The organism is Gordonia prachuapensis, from assembly GCF_036350515.1.
Lineage (GTDB): Bacteria > Actinomycetota > Actinomycetes > Mycobacteriales > Mycobacteriaceae > Gordonia > Gordonia prachuapensis.
Window position 1 is genome coordinate 115197 of sequence record NZ_JAZDUE010000010.1, and the last position, 18552, is coordinate 133748.

At 66.8% G+C, this 18552-nt stretch carries 22 protein-coding genes and 4 tRNA genes; 21 read left to right on the forward strand and 5 right to left on the reverse strand.

Translation table 11 applies throughout. The annotated features are described in order from the left end of the window. Positions 1 to 90 precede the first annotated feature (90 nt). Complete coding sequence (locus V1Y59_RS13485; protein WP_330505484.1) at positions 91 to 1608, reverse strand: peroxidase family protein; 1518 nt, start codon at positions 1606 to 1608, stop codon at positions 91 to 93. Between the two features lie 206 nt (positions 1609 to 1814). Between V1Y59_RS13485 and htpX the strand changes: the two genes are divergently transcribed. From htpX to V1Y59_RS13500, 3 genes are read left to right on the forward strand one after another with little or no spacing between them, the layout of a single operon-like run. Further along, entirely contained in the window at positions 1815 to 2678 is an 864-nt protein-coding gene (gene htpX, locus V1Y59_RS13490) for a zinc metalloprotease HtpX (protein WP_330505485.1), read from the forward strand. A gap of 32 nt (positions 2679 to 2710) precedes the next feature. Beyond that, positions 2711 to 2938, forward strand: a complete 228-nt coding sequence (locus V1Y59_RS13495) for a hypothetical protein (RefSeq protein WP_330505486.1) — start codon at positions 2711 to 2713, stop codon at positions 2936 to 2938. Beyond that, the gene (locus tag V1Y59_RS13500; RefSeq protein ID WP_330505487.1) at positions 2931 to 3359 is read left to right on the forward strand and encodes a TA system VapC family ribonuclease toxin; all 429 of its coding nucleotides are present in this window, start codon (positions 2931 to 2933) and stop codon (positions 3357 to 3359) included. Before V1Y59_RS13495 ends, V1Y59_RS13500 begins: the two co-directional genes overlap by 8 nt. Before the next feature lie 60 nt (positions 3360 to 3419). Here V1Y59_RS13500 and V1Y59_RS13505 read toward each other — a convergent pair whose 3' ends face one another. Further along, a complete protein-coding gene (locus V1Y59_RS13505) occupies positions 3420 to 3911 on the reverse strand; it encodes a YajQ family cyclic di-GMP-binding protein (protein WP_330432990.1) in 492 nt (163 codons plus the stop codon). A 149-nt stretch (positions 3912 to 4060) separates the two neighbouring features. On the opposite strand from V1Y59_RS13505, the gene V1Y59_RS13510 reads away from it, so the two are divergent. From V1Y59_RS13510 to V1Y59_RS13530, 5 genes are all read left to right on the forward strand, one after another. Beyond that, a tRNA-Tyr gene (locus V1Y59_RS13510) sits at positions 4061 to 4141 on the forward strand. 119 nt (positions 4142 to 4260) lie between these two features. Beyond that, positions 4261 to 4333, forward strand: a tRNA-Thr gene (locus tag V1Y59_RS13515). A gap of 20 nt (positions 4334 to 4353) precedes the next feature. Further along, positions 4354 to 4427: transfer RNA gene (locus V1Y59_RS13520), tRNA-Met, on the forward strand. Between the two features lie 85 nt (positions 4428 to 4512). After that, complete coding sequence (gene rpmG / locus V1Y59_RS13525; RefSeq protein WP_003929651.1) at positions 4513 to 4680, forward strand: 50S ribosomal protein L33; 168 nt, start codon at positions 4513 to 4515, stop codon at positions 4678 to 4680. Positions 4681 to 4851: 171 nt separating this feature from the next. After that, positions 4852 to 5934: a fused (3R)-hydroxyacyl-ACP dehydratase subunits HadA/HadB gene (locus V1Y59_RS13530; RefSeq protein ID WP_330505488.1), complete on the forward strand. Its 1083-nt coding sequence runs from the start codon at positions 4852 to 4854 to the stop codon at positions 5932 to 5934. Between the two features lie 52 nt (positions 5935 to 5986). On the opposite strand, the gene V1Y59_RS13535 is transcribed toward V1Y59_RS13530, so the two are convergent. Next, positions 5987 to 6907 carry a hypothetical protein gene (locus tag V1Y59_RS13535; RefSeq protein WP_330505489.1) on the reverse strand — a complete coding sequence of 307 codons (921 nt, stop codon included), beginning with the start codon at positions 6905 to 6907 and terminating at the stop codon, positions 5987 to 5989. Positions 6908 to 7261: 354 nt separating this feature from the next. Between V1Y59_RS13535 and V1Y59_RS13540 the strand changes: the two genes are divergently transcribed. The 9 genes from V1Y59_RS13540 (at position 7262) to V1Y59_RS13580 (ending at position 12738) form a co-directional block, all read left to right on the forward strand. Beyond that, positions 7262 to 7334, forward strand: a tRNA-Trp gene (locus V1Y59_RS13540). Positions 7335 to 7372: 38 nt separating this feature from the next. Continuing rightward, positions 7373 to 7834 (forward strand): preprotein translocase subunit SecE, encoded by a 462-nt coding sequence (gene secE, locus V1Y59_RS13545; RefSeq protein ID WP_330505490.1) that lies wholly within the window; start codon positions 7373 to 7375, stop codon positions 7832 to 7834. A gap of 67 nt (positions 7835 to 7901) precedes the next feature. Further along, positions 7902 to 8771: a transcription termination/antitermination protein NusG gene (nusG, locus tag V1Y59_RS13550; protein ID WP_330505491.1), complete on the forward strand. Its 870-nt coding sequence runs from the start codon at positions 7902 to 7904 to the stop codon at positions 8769 to 8771. Between the two features lie 158 nt (positions 8772 to 8929). After that, on the forward strand, positions 8930 to 9364 hold the full coding sequence (gene rplK / locus V1Y59_RS13555) for a 50S ribosomal protein L11 (RefSeq protein WP_330432954.1): 435 nt from the start codon (positions 8930 to 8932) through the stop codon (positions 9362 to 9364). 198 nt (positions 9365 to 9562) lie between these two features. Then, positions 9563 to 10279 (forward strand): 50S ribosomal protein L1, encoded by a 717-nt coding sequence (gene rplA, locus V1Y59_RS13560; RefSeq protein WP_330505492.1) that lies wholly within the window; start codon positions 9563 to 9565, stop codon positions 10277 to 10279. A gap of 208 nt (positions 10280 to 10487) precedes the next feature. Then, positions 10488 to 11441, forward strand: a complete 954-nt coding sequence (locus tag V1Y59_RS13565; RefSeq protein ID WP_330505493.1) for an L-lactate dehydrogenase — start codon at positions 10488 to 10490, stop codon at positions 11439 to 11441. A gap of 134 nt (positions 11442 to 11575) precedes the next feature. Beyond that, complete coding sequence (locus tag V1Y59_RS13570; protein ID WP_431309166.1) at positions 11576 to 11818, forward strand: excalibur calcium-binding domain-containing protein; 243 nt, start codon at positions 11576 to 11578, stop codon at positions 11816 to 11818. 3 nt (positions 11819 to 11821) lie between these two features. Continuing rightward, positions 11822 to 12283 carry an AraC family transcriptional regulator gene (locus V1Y59_RS13575; protein WP_330505495.1) on the forward strand — a complete coding sequence of 154 codons (462 nt, stop codon included), beginning with the start codon at positions 11822 to 11824 and terminating at the stop codon, positions 12281 to 12283. Beyond that, on the forward strand, positions 12280 to 12738 hold the full coding sequence (locus tag V1Y59_RS13580; protein WP_330505496.1) for a VOC family protein: 459 nt from the start codon (positions 12280 to 12282) through the stop codon (positions 12736 to 12738). Before V1Y59_RS13575 ends, V1Y59_RS13580 begins: the two co-directional genes overlap by 4 nt. Positions 12739 to 12750: 12 nt before the next feature. Here V1Y59_RS13580 and V1Y59_RS13585 read toward each other — a convergent pair whose 3' ends face one another. Beyond that, entirely contained in the window at positions 12751 to 13272 is a 522-nt protein-coding gene (locus V1Y59_RS13585) for a hypothetical protein (RefSeq protein WP_330505497.1), read from the reverse strand. Between the two features lie 144 nt (positions 13273 to 13416). Here V1Y59_RS13585 and V1Y59_RS13590 point away from each other — a divergent pair, with 144 nt between their 5' ends. Beyond that, positions 13417 to 14244 (forward strand): DUF2786 domain-containing protein, encoded by an 828-nt coding sequence (locus tag V1Y59_RS13590; RefSeq protein ID WP_330505498.1) that lies wholly within the window; start codon positions 13417 to 13419, stop codon positions 14242 to 14244. 8 nt (positions 14245 to 14252) lie between these two features. Here the strand turns inward: V1Y59_RS13590 and V1Y59_RS13595 are convergent, their stop codons facing one another. After that, the gene (locus tag V1Y59_RS13595; RefSeq protein ID WP_330505499.1) at positions 14253 to 15218 is read right to left on the reverse strand and encodes a YhjD/YihY/BrkB family envelope integrity protein; all 966 of its coding nucleotides are present in this window, start codon (positions 15216 to 15218) and stop codon (positions 14253 to 14255) included. Between the two features lie 137 nt (positions 15219 to 15355). Between V1Y59_RS13595 and V1Y59_RS13600 the strand changes: the two genes are divergently transcribed. The 3 genes from V1Y59_RS13600 (at position 15356) to V1Y59_RS13610 (ending at position 18489) form a co-directional block, all read left to right on the forward strand. Next, positions 15356 to 15856, forward strand: a complete 501-nt coding sequence (locus tag V1Y59_RS13600; RefSeq protein WP_330505500.1) for a TIGR04338 family metallohydrolase — start codon at positions 15356 to 15358, stop codon at positions 15854 to 15856. A gap of 84 nt (positions 15857 to 15940) precedes the next feature. Next, a complete protein-coding gene (locus V1Y59_RS13605; RefSeq protein WP_330505501.1) occupies positions 15941 to 16861 on the forward strand; it encodes an ABC transporter ATP-binding protein in 921 nt (306 codons plus the stop codon). Continuing rightward, positions 16858 to 18489, forward strand: a complete 1632-nt coding sequence (locus V1Y59_RS13610; RefSeq protein WP_330505502.1) for an ABC transporter permease — start codon at positions 16858 to 16860, stop codon at positions 18487 to 18489. Before V1Y59_RS13605 ends, V1Y59_RS13610 begins: the two co-directional genes overlap by 4 nt. Positions 18490 to 18552: the final 63 nt, after the last annotated feature.

Below are 18552 nucleotides of genomic sequence, written 5' to 3' on the forward strand. Positions count from 1 at the left end.
CCAGACCGGTTCTGGCCGCACCTGCAGCTTCTGGCCGCAGTTCCGAGTCCGGGCCGGAACCTGGAAGTGCGGCCGGAACTGTCACTCGGGTCAGGCGACCGGACCGACGCCGGCGTGGTTGAGCAGCTCGGTGAGGGTGCTGATCACCGCGCCCCCGACGTTGATGCCCAGCGGCGTCACCGCGAGATCGTTGGCGTTGAGGTAGCTGTTCGGGTCGGTCTTGAGTGAACCGACGATGGTCTCGCAGACGATGCGGCTGCCGAGTTCGCCGAGGTGGTTGCCGCCCGCCTGCGCTCCCGCCTCGCGGAGGATGTAGTACCAGAGCGGGGTGCGTTGGCCGAGGGCGGTGTCGGTGAGGACCGCCGCGACATCGGCCGACTCACCATCGGCCATGTCCTTGCGGCTCATCGGCTTCACACCCATCGCCTCACAGCAGGCCTGACCGGTCGGCACCGACAGGCTGTAGCCGCGGATGAGGTTGGACTTCGCGAGGTGGCCGAGGATGGGGTCGCCTTGCCGGTCCCCGAGGGGCAGCATGCCGAGCCCGCGGGCGATGTTGGAGTCGATCTTGCGGGCCATCTGGACGTTGGGTCCGGTGCCGGCGAACAAGGTGAAATCGAGGATGGCGCTGTCGCGTAACTGGTGCGGAACGGCGTCGGTGGTGTCGAAGAAGGTGCCGATCGGATCGCCGTTGACGTCTGGGCGGGACGGCCCCAGCAGGTCCATCACCGAGATTGTCGGCTCGGTCGTCTGCAGGCGGTACTCCGGGCGGATCATCGTGTGCCCGAAGCGGAATGCGGCGGTGGAGAACTCGAGCGGCATGAAGTTCTGGCCATGTCCGGCGGTGTTGCCGTAATAGCGCGGCCCGTTGACCAGGGTGTCGATGACGATCGCTTGGTCGCAGACCGTCGGCAGGTAGTCCTGGACCACCACGTACTGGTAGGCCCAGCGGGTCAGTTGGCGGGCGCGGATGTGCTTGCACGCGGGGGTGCCGGCCACCTGGGCGTCGTAGATCTTGTTGTAGAGCAACAAGAATGCGCAGTGAAGCGCCGAGATGTTGGGGTTCTCGTCGTTGCGGCCGTCGGCGATGACGGCGCCGCGGCTCGGGCCGCGGGGGACGTCTCGGCGGGTTGCGGTGGGGTTGAACACGTGAAGGTGGAAATCCGGCGTGTAGAGCGTGTCCGATTCGGTCTCGGATCCCTGCGCCAGCGACGGGCCGTCGCCGAAGACGCTGTCGAGGTCGAACTGGGGCCGTCGTCCGTTGCGCAGATGCGCCACCACTTCGTCGGGGTCACGAGGCGTCACCGGCTCGCCCCGACCGAGTGTGGAGGTGGCGGACTCGCGATCCGTGCGCGCCGTGAGGTCGTGGTCGATGAACTGGCCCAGATAGGTGAACATCGCCGGGATGTCGGAGTCGTTGGGTGCGGCGATCACATCACTGGCCATCGCATCCCCCAGCTGTCGGAGGGCGGTCAACGTCTCCGGCGACTCCGGCAGCAGATGTGACGCCGAGTGTGCGGCGTCGGGGAACATGTAGCCGAACGGTGTGGTGAAGAGGAGTTCGTCTTGCGTGGCGACTTCGCCGGTGTGGCGGAACTTGCTGAACATGAGCGTGTCCTTTGCGTCGGCGGGCTGTTGACCAGCGACGTTACGGAGCGTCGACCCCCAGGTCGTGAGTAGTGGACTACCTCATTTCCTGTGGTTTGTCGGCATGGCTCGTGACGCCGCGGAAACTCTGCCGACCCCTCGAACGTTTGGCACAGTGACAGCACCCCGGCGACGGGCGTCGGGCGATGCGGGAGAACGAGGGACACATGCACTTCAATGGTCTGAAGACGGCCGCGTTGATGGGGCTGATGTCGGCGATCATCGTCGGCATCGGCGCGATGTTCCAGAGCCCGACGATCCTGCTGTTCGCGGTGGTCCTCGCGATCGGCACCAATGCCTACGTCTACTTCAACTCCGCCAAGCTGGCCCTGCGGTCGATGCGTGCGCAGCCGGTCACCGAGGTCGAGGCGCCGGTGCTGTACCGCATCGTGCGCGAGCTCGCGACCACCGCACGTCAGCCGATGCCGGCGCTCTACATCAGTCCGACCGAGTCACCCAACGCTTTCGCGACCGGCCGCAACCCGAAGAACGCCGCCGTGTGCTGCACCGCGGGCATCTTGCGCCTCCTCGACGAGCGGGAGTTGCGTGCGGTCCTCGGCCACGAACTGTCGCACGTCTACAACCGCGACATCCTGATCTCCTCGATCGCCGGCGCGATGGCGTCCATCATCACCGGCCTGGCGAACTTCGCTTTCTTCTTCGGCGGCGGCCGCAACGGCAACGGCCCGGGAATCCTGGGCGTGCTGTTGATCACGCTGCTCGGGCCGTTGGCCGCGACGGTCATCAAGATGTCGGTGTCACGCTCGCGCGAGTATCAGGCCGACCAGTCGGGTGCCGAGCTCACCGGCGACCCACTCGCGCTCGCGTCGGCGCTGGCCAAGATCAGCGGCGGCATCGACCGCGCGCCGCTGCCCGAGGACCCGAAGATCGAGTCGCAGTCGCACCTGATGATCGCCAACCCGTTCCGTGGTGGCGGCGTCGCCAAACTCTTCTCCAGCCATCCGCCGACCGAGGACCGGATCGCGCGGCTGCATGAGATGGCGAGGCGGGGTCCGCATGCCGGACGATGATGCGTGATGCGTGATGCGCTACCATCGTTGCCATGAGAACCACGCTCGACATCGACTCTCGCGTGCTGGCAGCCGCTCGAGCGCGTGTCAATGAGGGGCGAAACAGAAGCATCGGCGAGGCGGTATCCGAGCTGGCAATTGCCGGGATGACCACGGGCGGTCGCCACACTGCTGACGCGCAGGGCCTGGTGCTGTTGCCCTCGGCGCCTGGCCATGTCATCACGGACGACATGGTCGCCCAGGCGCTCCTCGATGAGTGACCTGGACCTGCCTGACGTCAACGTGCTGGTCGCGCTGATGCAGCCAGGGCATGTTCACCATCACGCAGCGCAGAAGTGGTTCGCCTCGGTGACCAGATTCGCGACGACGCCGGTCACTGAGACGGGTTTGCTACGCCTTGCGCTGAACGCCGCCGTGATGGGGAGGGTGGTCGACCGGGACGCGGCGATGGCGACACTCCGCTCCCTTCGCGGGCACGAACGCTCTGTGTTCCTGCCGGACGACTCCTCATTGGGGGGTGCGGACATCGACCTCAGCGGCCTCGTTGGTTTCCGGCAGGTTACCGATCTCCACTTGGTGAATCTGGCCGCACGTCATTCGGCCCGGTTGGTCACTTTCGACGCGAAGATCGCGCCCGTGCTCGCGTCCGCCGATCAGCGTCTCGTCTGCACATTGCCGTGACCGGGCAACGGGTTCCGTCGGCGCGAAACCGGGTTCTGTCGGCGAGATGAGGGCCCAGGGTCAGCGGTAGTTCACGAACTGCAGCGCGATCCCGAAGTCCTCGCCCTTGAGCAGCGAGATGACGGCCTGGAGGTCGTCGCGCTTCTTGCTGGAGACGCGGAGTTCGTCGCCCTGGATCTGCGCCTTGACGCCCTTGGGGCCCTCGTCGCGGATCTTCTTGGAGATCTTCTTGGCGTGGTCGGAATCGATGCCCTGGACCAGGGTGCCGGTGATCTTGAACGTCTTGCCGGAGGCGGCGGGTTCGCCGGCGTCGAACGCCTTGAGCGAGATGTCGCGGCGGATCAGCTTCTCCTTGAACACCTCGAGCCCGGCCTGGGCGCGTTCCTCGGCGTCGGAGGTGATGACGATCGCTTCCTCGCCGGACCACTCGATGCCGGTGTTGGTGCCGCGGAAGTCGTAACGCTGCGACAGCTCCTTGGCCGCCTGGTTGAGGGCGTTGTCGACCTCCTGGCGATCGATCTTGCTCACCACGTCGAACGATGAATCAGCCATGCCCGACAGCCTATCGGGCGGGCCGGGGACGTCTGGCCGGAACCCATCGGGGACGGCGCTGAGCAGCCGGTTTGCGTGGATACCGGCACGTCGTTGTATTCTTCACGGCGTTGTTCTCACAGCCGTCCGGCGGTTGGATGGACAGCACCGGCAGGTTGCCCGAGCGGCCAAAGGGAGCGGACTGTAAATCCGTCGCGCAAGCTACATAGGTTCGAATCCTATACCTGCCACAACGTGGTCATACGCTGACAAGTCGGCGCTCGCCACCGGTCGTGATGTGCGATTTGGTGAGCGCCGGTTTTGGTGTGTAACCTCGTTAAGGCTCTCGAGCAGAAATGCCCGGGGACACGCCCCCTTAGCTCAGTCGGCAGAGCGTTTCCATGGTAAGGAAAAGGTCGACGGTTCGATTCCGTCAGGGGGCTCGCTGGACCCCAGTCCACATGGCGGTGTAGCTCAGCTGGTTAGAGCGCACGACTCATAATCGTGAGGTCGAGGGATCGAGCCCCTCCACCGCTACACATCGGTGCCGAACCAGTTCGGAGCCGACACGCAAAGGGCGCGCCGAGCCCGCCGAACGTACCACCCGAAAGAAGGCAACGAAGTGGCCTCCTCAACAGATGTTCGCCCCAAGATCACCTTGGCGTGCGAGGTGTGCAAGCACCGTAACTACATCACCAAGAAGAACCGTCGCAACGATCCCGATCGTCTCGAGATCAAGAAGTTCTGCCCGAACTGCGGCAAGCATCAGGCGCATAAGGAATCGCGCTGAGCACAGCACCGGCGATTCCGGTATGAACGACCATGCGGGCTGCCTCTTGACGCAAGAGGTGGCCCGCAGCCGTAGGGCGGCGAACCGGTCCGCACTGACCGGCCTTTCGCCCGACGGCCCCGACAGCCAGAAGTCGCCACGGGGTTTGGCGGAGTGAAGGAGCGGCACCCGATGTCAGTGACCGAAACCGAGATCGCGCAGCGGATCGAGGATCTGAAGAACGGTGTCAAGCTGACTCCGGAGGAGATCGCGGCCCACACCAAGGAGATGGTGGGCTACAACTACACCGTCGACGACTACTACGAGGTCGGCCGCGAAGAGGTCCGCAAGCACGCCCGCGCCGTCCAGGACGATCACCCCGTCCACTGGAACGAGCAGATGGCCGCCGAGATGGGGCACGACACCCTCATCGCCGCGCCGACGTTCGTCTCCGTCCTCGGCATCATCGCGCAGCGTCGGCTGTTCGAGGACATCGTCACCGGCTACGACCTGTGGCAGATCATGCAGACCGATCAGCGTCTGGTGTTCCACCAGCCCGTCAAGGTGGGCGATCAGCTCATCTGCGACGTCTCGCTCGAGTCCTTCCGCCAGATGGCCGGCACCGACGTGATGGTCACCAAGAACATCATCTGGAATCAGCACGACGAGCCGGTGATGACCACCTGGACCAGCCTCGTCGCGCGGCCGGCCGTCGAGGCCGATCCCGAGGTCCTCGACAAGCTCGAGCACGTGATGATGAAGGTCGACCGCGAAGCGGTCATGCCCAAGACCGTGCACGGACCGTTCGAGCGGTATTCGCTTCCCGATCCGCAGGTCGATCCGAAGCCGTATTCGGCGATCAACTTCGACGACCTGACCGTCGGCCAGGAACTGCCGGCAATGACCAAGACGCTGACCCGCGGCAACCTGGTCAACTACGCGGGCGTGGCCGGCGATCCGAACCCGATCCACTTCTCCGACGAGGTCGCCAAGGTGATCGGCCTGGAGACCGTCGTCGCGCACGGCATGCAGTCGATGGGTCTCGGTGCCAGCTTCGTCAGCAGCTTCGTCGGCGACCCGGCCGCGATCTACGAGTACAACGTGCGCTTCACCAGCCCGGTCTACGTGCCGGCCGAGGGATACGCGCAGGTCGACTTCACCGGAAAGATCAAGTCGCTCGATCCGGAGACCCGCCGCGGCGTGATCGCGATCGTCGCCAAGCAGGGCGATCGCAAGATCTTCGGTCGCGCGTTGGCGCACGTGCAGTTCAACTGAGATCTTCGCCGGGCGGTAGGCGGCATCGACGGTCCGAACGTGTCCGCCTACATCACGTGGCAGCGGGGTCAATTGGATAATCCAGTTCGCGCCCGTCTCCGGTGATGTTCCCGGACAGTTTGCGGCGACGCGGGGCCAGATGGTGGCCGCCGCGAACCGCGTCGAGCACGCGGTCCTCCATCGTCTGCCAGCCGTACACGATGTCCTTGTAGGTCATCGGCATGCGGTGGAGTCCGAGGCTGGTGGCGATCTGGTCGCGCCGACGGTCCTCCTGGTAGTCCTCGCTGCCGGTGTGGTGTGCCCTGCTGTCGATCTCGAGCAGGAGGCGGTCGCCCACCTTCAGGTCGACATGTCCGAGCCCGGGCACGTAGACCTGCACCTCGACCTTGAGGCCCAGACTTCGCAGCCGGAGCCGAGCCATCGTCTCCGTGCCGGAGGCAGCGCGTTCGTCGCATCTGTCGAGACATGCCACGACGTACTTCGGCGCGCCGGTGAACGCCGCTTCGACCTCGCGGGGTGTCAGGACTTCGGAGGCGAGCAATCCGCTGCGCATTCGAAGTGACATGTTCAGCAGCGAGTCGCACACGACCGTGATGCCCTCGGCGTCGAGGCAGCGTATGGCGTGACGCAGTGCGGTGAGTGGATCGTCGAGGATGGTCGTCACCGGGAGCGGCCGCCCGAACTGCCGGCAGTACCGGCCCGGGTGATCGCGGTTGGCCTGAGAGTTGCCGCGAAGGTGCAGTTTGTCGACCTGCGGGGGGATCCAGACCCCGTAGCGCTCGAGTGCGGTGACGCAGCTCAGTACGCCGCCCCTGCGGACCGCCGCCAGGGCTTTGGGGTCGGCCGACGGGATGGAGTACCAGCCGTTGCCTTCACGCGTGTACACCCCCTGCCGGAGCCCGCGGCGTAGGTCCGCGTCGGTGACACCGTTGCTGCGGAGTTCGCGTCGGTGGTAGACCCCGAGATCGTTCATGCCGCTAGATTGTGGTGCGGATCGGCCGACATCCGACGGGGTTGTCCACAGGCTCCTGGAGCTGTGGAGGGTGACCGTCCGCATCACCTGTGAGCGTGCTCGACTGGATAATCCAGCCGAGCACGCTCAGCGGTGACGTCCACGGACATGGGTCGCCAGGTCTTGCTCTTGGGTAGCCGGGCCCCCGAACCCGTTTTGGGTTCCGGGCGACGAGTGTTCTACACTGAAGTGTCTGGATTGACTTGAGACTTGCGCGCTACCCATAGGGTGGCGCGTTGGTTGTGTGAGGAGCTTTTCCTCAGGGTCGGCCCAGATGGCAGCTGTAGCGTGGCGAGAGCCGCGGCACAGTCGCAAAGGGGCGTAGCTCAACTGGCAGAGCAGCGGTCTCCAAAACCGCAGGTTGCAGGTTCAAGTCCTGTCGCCCCTGCCCTGGTGAGGGCACACGTTGACGAGAGGACCTCGAAAGTGAGCAAGCGAGATCGAGCCGCCCGCGCCAAAGGCGCTGCGGACGACACCGCCACCGAATCGGTGGAGGAGCTCGAGAGTCGCGACGTCGAGGAGACCGGCGCTGAGTCGGGTGGCACGGAGTCGAGCGAACTCCGTCCCTCGGGCAAGCGCTCGTCGCGCCGTCGCTCGTCGGCGGGTGCCCCCAGCACCGACAGCGGCTCGGACACCGACACCGGTTCCGACGTCGCGGTCAAGGAACGCAAGAAGAAGGCCGATGCAGGCCAGAGCCGCAATCCGTTCGTTCGGATCTGGGTCTTTCTGCAGCAGGTCGTCGCCGAACTGAAGAAGGTCATCTGGCCCACCCGCCGGGAGATGATCACCTACACGATCGTCGTGCTGATTTTCGTGATCATCATGACCGCCTTCATCTCCGGTCTCGACCTGGTCTTCGCCAGGGGAGTCCTCTGGCTCTTCGGCTGACGATCCACGTGAGTGGGACCGCGGCCGAGCCTGGACGACCGGAAACGAAAGAGGAGCGTGGGCTGCAATGAGCACCCCGGAGAACGAGATCGAATCGGCCCCCGAGTCGGTCGACGTCGCGGCGATCGACGCTGTCGACGAGACCAACGACCCGGCAGTCGAGGCCCAGATCGAGGCCGCCGCGGATGACGAAGCAGCCGTCGACGGTGGCGAGGTCGCCGTCGAAGAAGCCGAGGCCGTAGAGGACGCCGTCGCCGACGAGGTCGACGTGGCCGACGAGGTCGCTGCCGAAGAGGCTCCCGCCGAGGAAGCCGACCCGGTGGAGGAGCTGCGCAAGCAGCTTCGTCGGGCCCCGGGTGACTGGTACGTCATCCACAGCTACGCCGGCTACGAGAACAAGGTGAAGGCCAACCTCGAGACCCGCGTCCAGAACCTTGACGTCGGCGACTACATCTTCCAGGTCGAGGTGCCGACCGAAGAGGTCACCGAGATCAAGAACGGCCAGCCGAAGAAGGTCAACCGCAAGGTGCTGCCGGGCTACATCCTGGTGCGCATGGACCTCAACGACGAGTCGTGGGGTGCCGTGCGCAACACGCCCGGCGTGACCGGGTTCGTCGGCATGACGTCGAAGCCGTCGCCGCTGTCGCTCGACGAGGTGCTGCAGTTCCTGATGCCGCGTGTCGAGGCCAAGAAGCCGGCCGCGCAGAAGGGCACCGCGGCCGAGGGCGTCGAGGCCGCTGCCGCTGCGGCAACCGCCGTCATCGAGGTCGACTTCGAGGTCGGCGAGTCGGTCACCGTCATGGACGGCCCGTTCGCGACGCTGCCCGCGTCGATCAGCGAGGTCAACGCCGAACAGCGCAAGGTCAAGGTGCTTGTGTCGATCTTCGGTCGCGAGACACCCGTGGAACTCGGCTTCAACCAGGTCGAGAAGATTTAAGGCCCCTTCGTGACGCTCGCAAGCTCGCTCCTCAGGGAACGGTGAACCCCGGTCCCTGAGGAGCCCGCGAGGAACGAGCGGGCGTCACGAAGGGCCGCACACAAGACTTTCACGTCTCCAGCGGACGTGGATTTGCAAGGAACAAACAAGGAACAGAGATGCCTCCCAAGAAGAAGAAGCTCGCCGGGATCATCAAGCTCCAGATCCAGGCAGGCCAGGCCAACCCGGCTCCGCCCGTCGGTCCGGCGCTCGGTCAGCACGGCGTGAACATCATGGAGTTCTGCAAGGCGTACAACGCGGCGACCGAGTCGCAGCGCGGCAACGTCGTGCCGGTCGAGATCTCGGTCTACGAAGACCGGTCCTTCGACTTCAAGTTGAAGACCCCGCCCGCCGCAAAGCTCCTGCTGAAGGCCGCCGGCCTGCAGAAGGGCTCGGGCGAGCCGCACACCAACAAGGTCGGCAAGGTGAGCATGGACCAGGTCCGTGAGATCGCCAAGACCAAGCAGGAAGACCTCAACGCCACCGACATCGACCAGGCCGCGAAGATCATCGCCGGTACTGCTCGGTCGATGGGGATCACGGTCGACGGCTGAGAGATCTCGATACCTGATCTCGATACGCTGCTCGCCTAGCGGCTCGCAGCTACTCGATCAGCGAGGAGAAGTCCCGCTACTCGATCAGCGAGGGAAGTCCGCTACTCGATCAGCGAGGGACACAGAGAAAGCGTGGGAGGGCCGGCTCGGCCCATCAACCACCAACCCGAATCACCAACACGGAGAAAGAACAGAGCAATGGCACAGAAGAGCAAGGCCTACCGCGCCGCCGCGGAACAGGTCGACAAGAGCAAGCTGTACAGCCCGCTGGAAGCTGCGCAGCTCGCCAAGGACACGTCGTCCAAGAACACCGATTCGACCGTCGAGGTCGCCATGCGGCTGGGCGTCGACCCGCGCAAGGCCGACCAGATGGTCCGCGGCACCGTCAACCTGCCCAACGGCACCGGTAAGACCGCCCGCGTGATCGTGTTCGCCGCCGGCGACAAGGCCGCCGAGGCCGTGGCCGCCGGAGCCGACGAGGTCGGCGCCGAGGACCTGATCGAGAAGATCCAGGGCGGCTGGCTCGACTTCGACGCCGCGATCGCCACCCCGGACCAGATGGCCAAGGTCGGCCGCATCGCGCGTGTCCTCGGACCGCGTGGCCTCATGCCGAACCCGAAGACCGGCACCGTGACCACCGACGTCACCAAGGCCGTCAACGACATCAAGGGCGGCAAGATCACCTTCCGCGTCGACAAGGCCTCGAACCTGCACTTCGTCATCGGCAAGGCGTCGTTCGGCGCTGAGAAGTTGGCCGAGAACTACGGCGCGGCGTTCGACGAGATCATGCGTGCGAAGCCGTCGGCCGCCAAGGGCCGCTACATCAAGAAGGTCACCGTCTCCACCAACACGGGCCCGGGCATCCCGGTCGACCCGGCTGTGACCCGCAACTTCACTGAGGCGGCGCAGGCCTGATCTAACACGACCCACCGACAAGGGGCGACCACGATTTCGTGGTCGCCCCTTGTGTCGTCTCGTCCGTCGGCGACGACGTGTGAACGTTGGGCGACGACATCGGGGTTTGTGCAGCGTCGCGCAACAAAATCCGATAAGACGGAGATCAGTGCGACAACGCACCGACGCCCTGCTCACAACGGACTGCGACGACAGGTGGAGATATCTGATGGATGCGAGACCGACGAAGCTGGCCATCATCGGAGCGGGGGCGGTCGGTACCGCCGTCGCCTACGCGTCGTTGATCCGCGGTGTCGCGCGGACCATCGCGCTCATGGACATCAACACGGCGAAGGTCACCGCCGAGGTGCTCGACATGTCGCACGGGCTGGAGTTCGTGCCGCGCGCCGACGTCATCGGTGACGACGACGTCGCGGTGTGCGCCGACGCGGATGTGGTGGTGTTCACCGCGGGGGCGAAGCAGAAACCCGGACAGTCTCGTCTCGAATTGGCCGAGGCCACAGTCGGTTTGACGAAGAAGATCATGCCGGGGGTGCTGGAGGTGGCGCCGAACGCCGTCTACATCATGGTCACCAATCCGGTGGACCTCGTCACCTACGCGGCGCTGAAATTCAGCGGGCTGCCCAACTCCCAGGTCTTCGGCTCCGGAACGGTGCTCGACTCGTCGAGGCTGCGGTGGCTGATCGCCCAACACTGCGACGTCGCGGTGCAGAACGTGCACGCCTACATCGTCGGCGAGCACGGCGACAGCGAGATCCCGCTGTGGAGTTCGGCGACCATCGGCGGCGTGCCGTTGACCCATTGGAAGCCGCTGCCCGGCGGCGAACCGATCGACGCCGCGGCCCGTGACCGTATCCACCACGAGGTGGTGCACGCGGCCTACAAGATCATCGAGGGCAAGGGCGCGACGAACAACGCGATCGGGCTGGCGACCGCCCGCATCGTCGAGGCCGTGCTCAACGACGAACACCGCGTCCTCCCGGTGTCGACCGTGGCGGCCGGTTACGAGGGTCTCGACGACGTGTGCCTCTCGCTGCCGACCGTCGTCGATCGGGCCGGGGCGCAGACCCGCCTGGAGATGCCGATGTCCGACGACGAACTCGCCGGGCTGATGAAGTCGGCCGAGACGCTGCGCGGCATGCAGGCCAAATTCGGGTTGTAGCCGTACGGCGTTCGAACGAACTCCCACGCAACCCGACCGCCCCGGCGTCGGATCCGGTTACCGTTGATTCAGTCGACGAGGATGTCCGGAAGAGGGTTGTCATGCGACGGGTGCGCAGATCGATGATGGGTGCGATGGCGATCGCAGCACTGGTGCTCGGGCCGGCTGTGTCGATCGCGCCGGCCAGTGCCGTGACGGTCTACTCCGACTGCGACGAGCTGAACGCCGATTATCCGCACGGCGTCGGCGAGCCCGGTGCCGTGGACTCCACATCGGGTGTGCCGGTCACCGACTTCACCGTGGACCAGGAACTGTACGACGCCAACGCGTCCGGGCGCGACCGTGACAAAGACGGCATCGCCTGCGAGCAACACTGATCGGTGTACACGCCACGGGAGGACGAGAACCGTCGTCTGCTGCGCGCCCGCGACGCCATCGACCGCGCGTATGCGGAGCCCCTCGACGTCGGCACCCTGGCCGCCATCGCGGTGATGTCGCCCGCGCACTTCACCCGACGATTCCGGAATCTGTTCGGCGAGACGCCACATCGCTATCTGCAGCGGCGTCGCATGGAACGGGCGTGTGCGATGCTGCGGCGGCAGATGTCGGTGACCGATGTCGCGCTGGCCGTCGGTTACGACAGTCTCGGTACGTTCAGCCGGACGTTCACCGCGATCATCGGCCGTAGCCCCACCGCCTATCGCAGGTCCGCGGTGCCAGTTCCGGTGCCGTCCTGCTTTGTCCGCGAGTGGACCAGGCCTGCCGCGGCGACCGGTCCGGCTGATCTCAGCAGTTTCGGAGAAGCGTCGCGTGCGGACGCGGTCGTAACGTCGTCGGCATGATCAACGGAATCAGCATCCACTCCATCTACGTGCTCGATCAGGACGCGGCCCTCGAGTTCTACGTCGGCAAACTGGGATTCGTCGTCGACACCGACGTCGACATGGGATTCATGCGGTGGCTCACCATCCATGCCCCCGGTGATCCGGGCCGGCAGATCCTGCTCGAACGGCCGGGCCCGCCGGCGCTCGCGGAGGACGCGGCGACGCGGGTGCGTGAACTCGTCACCCAGGGCGCGATGCCCGCGACGATCCTCTCCACCGACGACTGCCGCGCCACCTACGCCGACCTCCTCGCCAAGGGCGTGGAGTTCACCCAGGAACCCGAGGATCAGCCGTACGGGATCGACTGCGCGTTCCGGGACCCGTTCGGCAACAACATCCGCATGACGCAGCGGCCCGAACAAGAGCGGGCGATCACCGACGACGACATCGCTCGGTGGGCGCCGGCCGAATAAGCGTCACGCCACTCAAACGTTCGGCCCCGCTCGATTCACCCGATCCCACAGCCGCTCGGTGTAGCGGCCGTCGATGCTCCGGCCGGTGGGGAAGTCGGCCGCGTTCAGTTCTCGGCCCAGACGGTCCTCGAGGCAGCCGACGCAGAGGAGGCCCTTGCGGTCGGGCACGACGCTGAGCCAGAGTTCGTCGTGCACCATGTAGTACTCGTCGACGCGCTGGAGGTTCCACCCGCAGTCCAGGCAACGCCAGTCGATGACCTCCAGGATGATCCAGAACTCGATGCGGCCGCCGTCACGGAGGCGCAGGCTGCGGGTCCACAGGGTGCCGGCCACGTCGGTCAGGTCGGCGCCGGCGCGCTGCATGTGGTCGTCGATGATCCGCTCGATCTCGACGCGCCCGCTGACCCGGTAGAGCTGCGACGGCGTCTCCGTTCCGTCCGGTGACACCTCGACCTTGCGCAGCGCCCAGACGACCTTCGCCTCGGGGTCGTTGCAGGGATAGGAGAACCCGGCGGGGTCATCGATCAGTGACACGACAGAAATTGTGCCGGATTGCTTTGGCCCGGTTCGTCCTCCCGGTCTTCGCAAACTCTCCGCACGTTTCTGGGGGAGGAACGGATTTCGGGGGGAGGAACGAGAACAGGGGAACCGATCGGGCCGCTGGATAGTCTGAAAGATATGCGCGATGACAAGCTGCTCACCCGTATCGCCGCTCTGCTCAATCAGGCCGAGGGCACCGACAACCCGCACGAGGCCGAGACCTTCATGCAGGCCGCACAGCGTCTGGCGACCGCTGCGTCGATCGATCTCGCCGTCGCCCGATCGCATGATCCGGCCGGTCGTCGGGCCACGGTGCCGGTGTCGCGGCAGGTCACGATCGGGGAGAAGGGCAAACGCGGACTGCGCACCTACGTGCAACTGTTCGTGGCCATCGCCCGCGCCAACGACATCACGGTCGACGTCGCGGGTAACTCGACGTACGTGGTCGCCTATGGTTTCCCAGCCGACATCGACACCTGCGAGACGCTCTACACCTCGTTGGTGGTGCAGATGGTCGCGGCCAGCGACGCCTACCTGCGATCGGGTACCTACAAGGACGAGGAGTTCTCGCGGGTCGTCACGCGCGGGTCGGGCTGGCGCGCACGCCGCGTCATCGAGACCAAGCCGCTGTCGCCGATCACGGCGCGACTCAACTTCCAGTCGGCCTTCGCCGAACGGATCGGCAAACGGCTGAACGAGGCCCGCGAGCAGGCGCGGGCCGACGCACTCGGCGCCGACCCCGAGGAGGCGCACCGTCCGTCGTCGACGGCGGTGGCGCTGCGCGACAAAGAGATCGAGGTCTCCGACTTCTACCGTTCGGAGTCGAAAGCGCGGGGCACGTGGCGTCCGTCGAGCGCATCGGCCGGCTATTCGGAGGCCGCACGCCGGGCCGGCGACCGGGCGGGCCGGCGCGCCAAGATCGGCCCCGACCGGGAGTTCGGCGCGCCTCGCGGTGCGTTGGAGTGATCGCCGGCTCAGCGGTCGGCAGCGGACTGATCCGCAGCGGGGTGCGGGGGACTCTCGAGCAGGCCGTCGAGGGTGTCCGGGCGAGCGGCGAACGGACGTGGCTCCCCGAAGTGGGTGCGGATCCACCCGCCGACCGCGCCCTCGTCGGTCACCAGCGAGTGGGTGACGATCGCGCAGACCACCACGATCCCGGCGAAGAAGAACAGCCAGCTGATGGCCGCGAACACCAGGCCCAGCGTTCCGAAGTGCTGGGTGGTCTCGGTGAGGAACGCCGGCAGCGCGATGCGCGAGCCGACCAGGAAGACGGTGATGAGCGCGCCGGTCACCGCACCGTTGAGGGCCAGCAGTCGCATCGGCACCTGCGACGACACCAGCAGTCGGGGCAGGAGGGTGAACATCGAGGTCCAGATGACGAAGGTCGCAGCGATCTCCAGGATCACGCCGACGAGCCCGTAACCGTCCACGGTCATCCCGGTGACGGTGAGGCCGTGCAGGGATGCGGCGAATCCCTGGGCCACCACGCCGATGGGGAGCAGCAGGATCACCACCACCCACCGCCACCACCCGGAGAGTGGCAATTTGGCGACCCGCCAGATCGACACGTACATCCGGCCGAGAGCCCGCGACAGCGACGTCGCGCCGGCCACCACCATCAGGGCGCCGAGCACACCGAAAGCGGTCACCGAATCGGGCGTGGACGAGTCGGTGAGATCGACCTGCTGCGGATTGATACCGAGCCCGTCGAGGGCGCCGGCGACCATGTCGTGACTTGGCAGCGCCGACATCAGGATCACCATCGGCAGCACCGCGGTGAAGGCCTGGGCGGCCAGCGTCATCGCACGGTCGGTGATGTCGTTGACGGCGAGGTCGCGCAGCACCCGCACGACGAGCCCGGCACCGGGAACGGCCATGGCTCGTTCGAGCATCGAGGCGGTGCGGGCCCGGGTCCGCGCACCCAGCGACGGAGAGCTCACCTCGCCCACCTCCGTTTCGCCCAGCCGCGGTTCGCCCTGCCCCGGTGTCCGGTGGGCGCCGGTCAGATCGTAGTGTCTCGCAGCCGGGGACGTGACGATGAACCGGTCCGGCGTGCACGGGCAGCGGGAGGGTGAATGTGAGGCCACGCGACGTCGGCCGCGCCCGGCTCTACGCCGCGGAACGGCTGGTTCATCGCATGTTCGACCGCGCCGGGTCGAGCCGCACCGCCCAACTCGCCGGCGCCGAGATCACGTTACCGAGCGAGGCCCGCTTCGCATCCGTCGATTCCGTCCGCGACTACGTATCGCGGGTGTTGGCCATGCCGACCGTGCGGGCCCGGTTCCCCCGCACGACGGCACCGGTCGCCGTGCGTGAACGTCGCGGATTCACCTCGGCCGAGTATCGGACATCGTCGGCGTGCGAAGCCCAGATCGCGATCCCGTCGTCGGCGGACGGCCGGTGGGCGTTGCGCGAACTGGTGGTCCTGCACGAGCTCGCCCATCATCTCGACGACTCCGACGACCCCGCCCATGGCCGCGGCTTCGCGATCACCCTCACCGACCTCGTCGAGCTCGTGATGGGGCCGGAGGCGGGCCTGGTCTACCGGGTGATGTTCGGTGACAGCGATGTCCTGTGATCGATCGCGGTGACGCCGAATCCGTCCGCGAATGCCGTACGGTCATTACGCAGGTAGCGGGAGAACGCCAACACTGGAGGCACCGTGGATGTCGTCGTCGACGTCGAGGGACTGACCAAATCGTTTGGCCGCACACGCGCACTCGATGGTCTGGACCTATGTGTCCGGGCCGGCCGCGTCCACGGATTCCTGGGACCGAACGGTGCGGGAAAATCGACCACGATCCGAGTGATCCTCGGACTCATCCGGGCCGACGCCGGCCACGTCCGGCTCTTCGACGGCGACCCGTGGAAGAACGCCGTCCGTCTACATCGACGGATCGCGTACGTCCCCGGCGACGTCGCCCTGTGGCCGGATCTCACCGGCGGCGAGTGCGTCGACATCCTGGCCCACGGCGGGGCCGGTCTCGACGAGGGGCGCCGGGCCGACTTCGTCGAGCGATTCGGACTCGATGAGACCAAGAAGGTCGGGGAGTACTCCAAGGGCAACCGGCAGAAGGTCGCGCTGATCGCCGCGCTCGCCTCCGATGCGGAACTCCTCATCTTCGACGAGCCGACATCGGGACTCGATCCGCTGATGGAGGAGGTCTTCCAGGACGCCGTGCGTGAACGGGTCGCCGCGGGCACGACGGTGCTCCTGTCGAGCCACATCCTCGCCGAGGTCGAGGCGCTGTCCGACGAGGTGACCATCATCCGCGACGGGAAGACGGTGCGCACCGGCGGACTCGACGAACTGCGCCGCGGTTCGAGAACCCACGTGCAGGCCCACACCCGTCGACGCCCGGACGGCCTGGCCGATCTCGAACAGGTCGTCCATCTCGAGGTCACCGAGCGCGACAACGGCGTCGACGTCCGGTTCGACGTCGGTGCCGCGACGCTCGAGACCGCGCTGAGCACGGTGCTGGCCGCCGGCGTCACCGCGATCACCGTGCGGCCACCGAGTCTCGACGAACTGTTCCTCAGCTCGTATTCGGCCGCGCCCGACCCGGCCGATGCGCCGTCATGACCGCGGTGGCCGCTACCGGCACCGAGGTGCGCCGCCCCCGGGCCGACGTCTCCGGGATGGCGGCGATGCTCCGCCTGCAACTGCGCACGGGGTGGAAGGTCTACCTGGCGTGGGTGCTCGGGGTCGTCGCCGGGTACGTCGTCACGCTGATCGCCATCGATCGCACCTACGGCACGCCGGAGCTGCTGGCCACCTACGGCGCAACGGTCGGCGACGACGCGGCCATCGCGGCGATCAACGGGACACCGTACGGCGCGGACAACCTCGGTGGCGTGGTCGCCAACGAGTTCGCGTTCATCGCCGCGGCGGCGTTCCCGCTGATGGCCACCCACCTCGTCGTGCGGTTCACCCGCACCCCGGAGGAATCCGGGCTGCTGGAACTGATGCGTTCGCGAGCGGTCGCGTCCTGGGCGCCGCATGTGGCGGCCGTCGTCGGCGCGCTCGTCGCGTTCGCACTCACGGCGGTGGGCATGTTCATCGCGCTGCTGGCGCTGGGGGTAGCCGCCGATCGTGGTCTGCTGTACGTGATCTCGCTGTTCCTGCTCGGCGCGGTGTGGACGGGCATCGCTCTGTGTGGCGCGCAGTGGCAGCGGCGGGCCCGCCGGGTCTACTCCGTGAGCATGGTGTTGCTCGGCCTGGCCTACATCACCCGCGCGATCGGCGACGTCGGCGACAATGCGTGGAAGTGGTTGTCGCCGTTGGCGTGGCAGCAGGAGACGCGACCATTTGCCGACGACCCACGATGGTGGCCGGTACTGCTGGCCGCGGCTGTCGCGGCCACTCTCGTCGCGGTCGGCGTCCGGGCCGCGGCCACCCGCGATCTCGGCTCGGGTCTGCTCGCCACGCGCCCGGGTCCCGCACGCGCGGCCGAGCGCACCCGGTCGGTCACCCGTCGGGTGATCGGTGAGCACCGCGGTTCGGTCATCGGGTGGTCGGTCGGCGGATTCGCGGTGGCCGTCGTGTTCGGCGGCCTCGCGCAGGAGGTCGCCGACGCCATCGCCGCCAACCCGCAGCTCAGTGCGGCTTTCGGCGGCAACGACTCCTTCGGCATCGACACCTACCTCGCGCTGACGATGGCGATCCTCGCGTTGATGGCCGGCGGCTACGTCATCTCCGCGGCCGGCCGGATGCGCGCCGACGAGCAGACTGGTCTGCTGGAAGTGGTACTCGCCCAGTCGGTGTCGCGTGGTCGGTGGATGGGGACACACCTCACGGTCGTGGCGTCGGGCCTGATCCTGGTGCTGCTCGTGCCCAGTCTGGGACTCGGTGTGGTGGCCGCGATCCAGCTCGACGACGCCGGCGAGATCGGCGACAACCTGCTCGCGGGGATCGCCTATCTGCCGGCCGTCGCGGTGTTCGGCGCGCTGACGGCGGCGTTGTTCGGCTGGCGGCCCCGGGCACAACCGATCGTGTGGGCACTCCTCGGCTACGCCACGTTCATCGCATTCCTCGGCGGCAGTCTCGACTGGCCGGACTGGATTCTGCGCGCCTCACCGCTCTACTCGGTCGGTGCGGTCCCCGCCGCCGACGCGTCGATCCCGGGAGTCGTCACCCTGGCGGTGCTCGCGGCGGTCCTCGTCGCCGGCGGGCTGGTCGGCTTCCGGCGGCGCGACGTGCCACATCCGTGACACGCCGCCCCGCCGGGACGTCGGTGCGCCCTTCGTGACACCCCTCCGCAGGCTCCGGGGTTC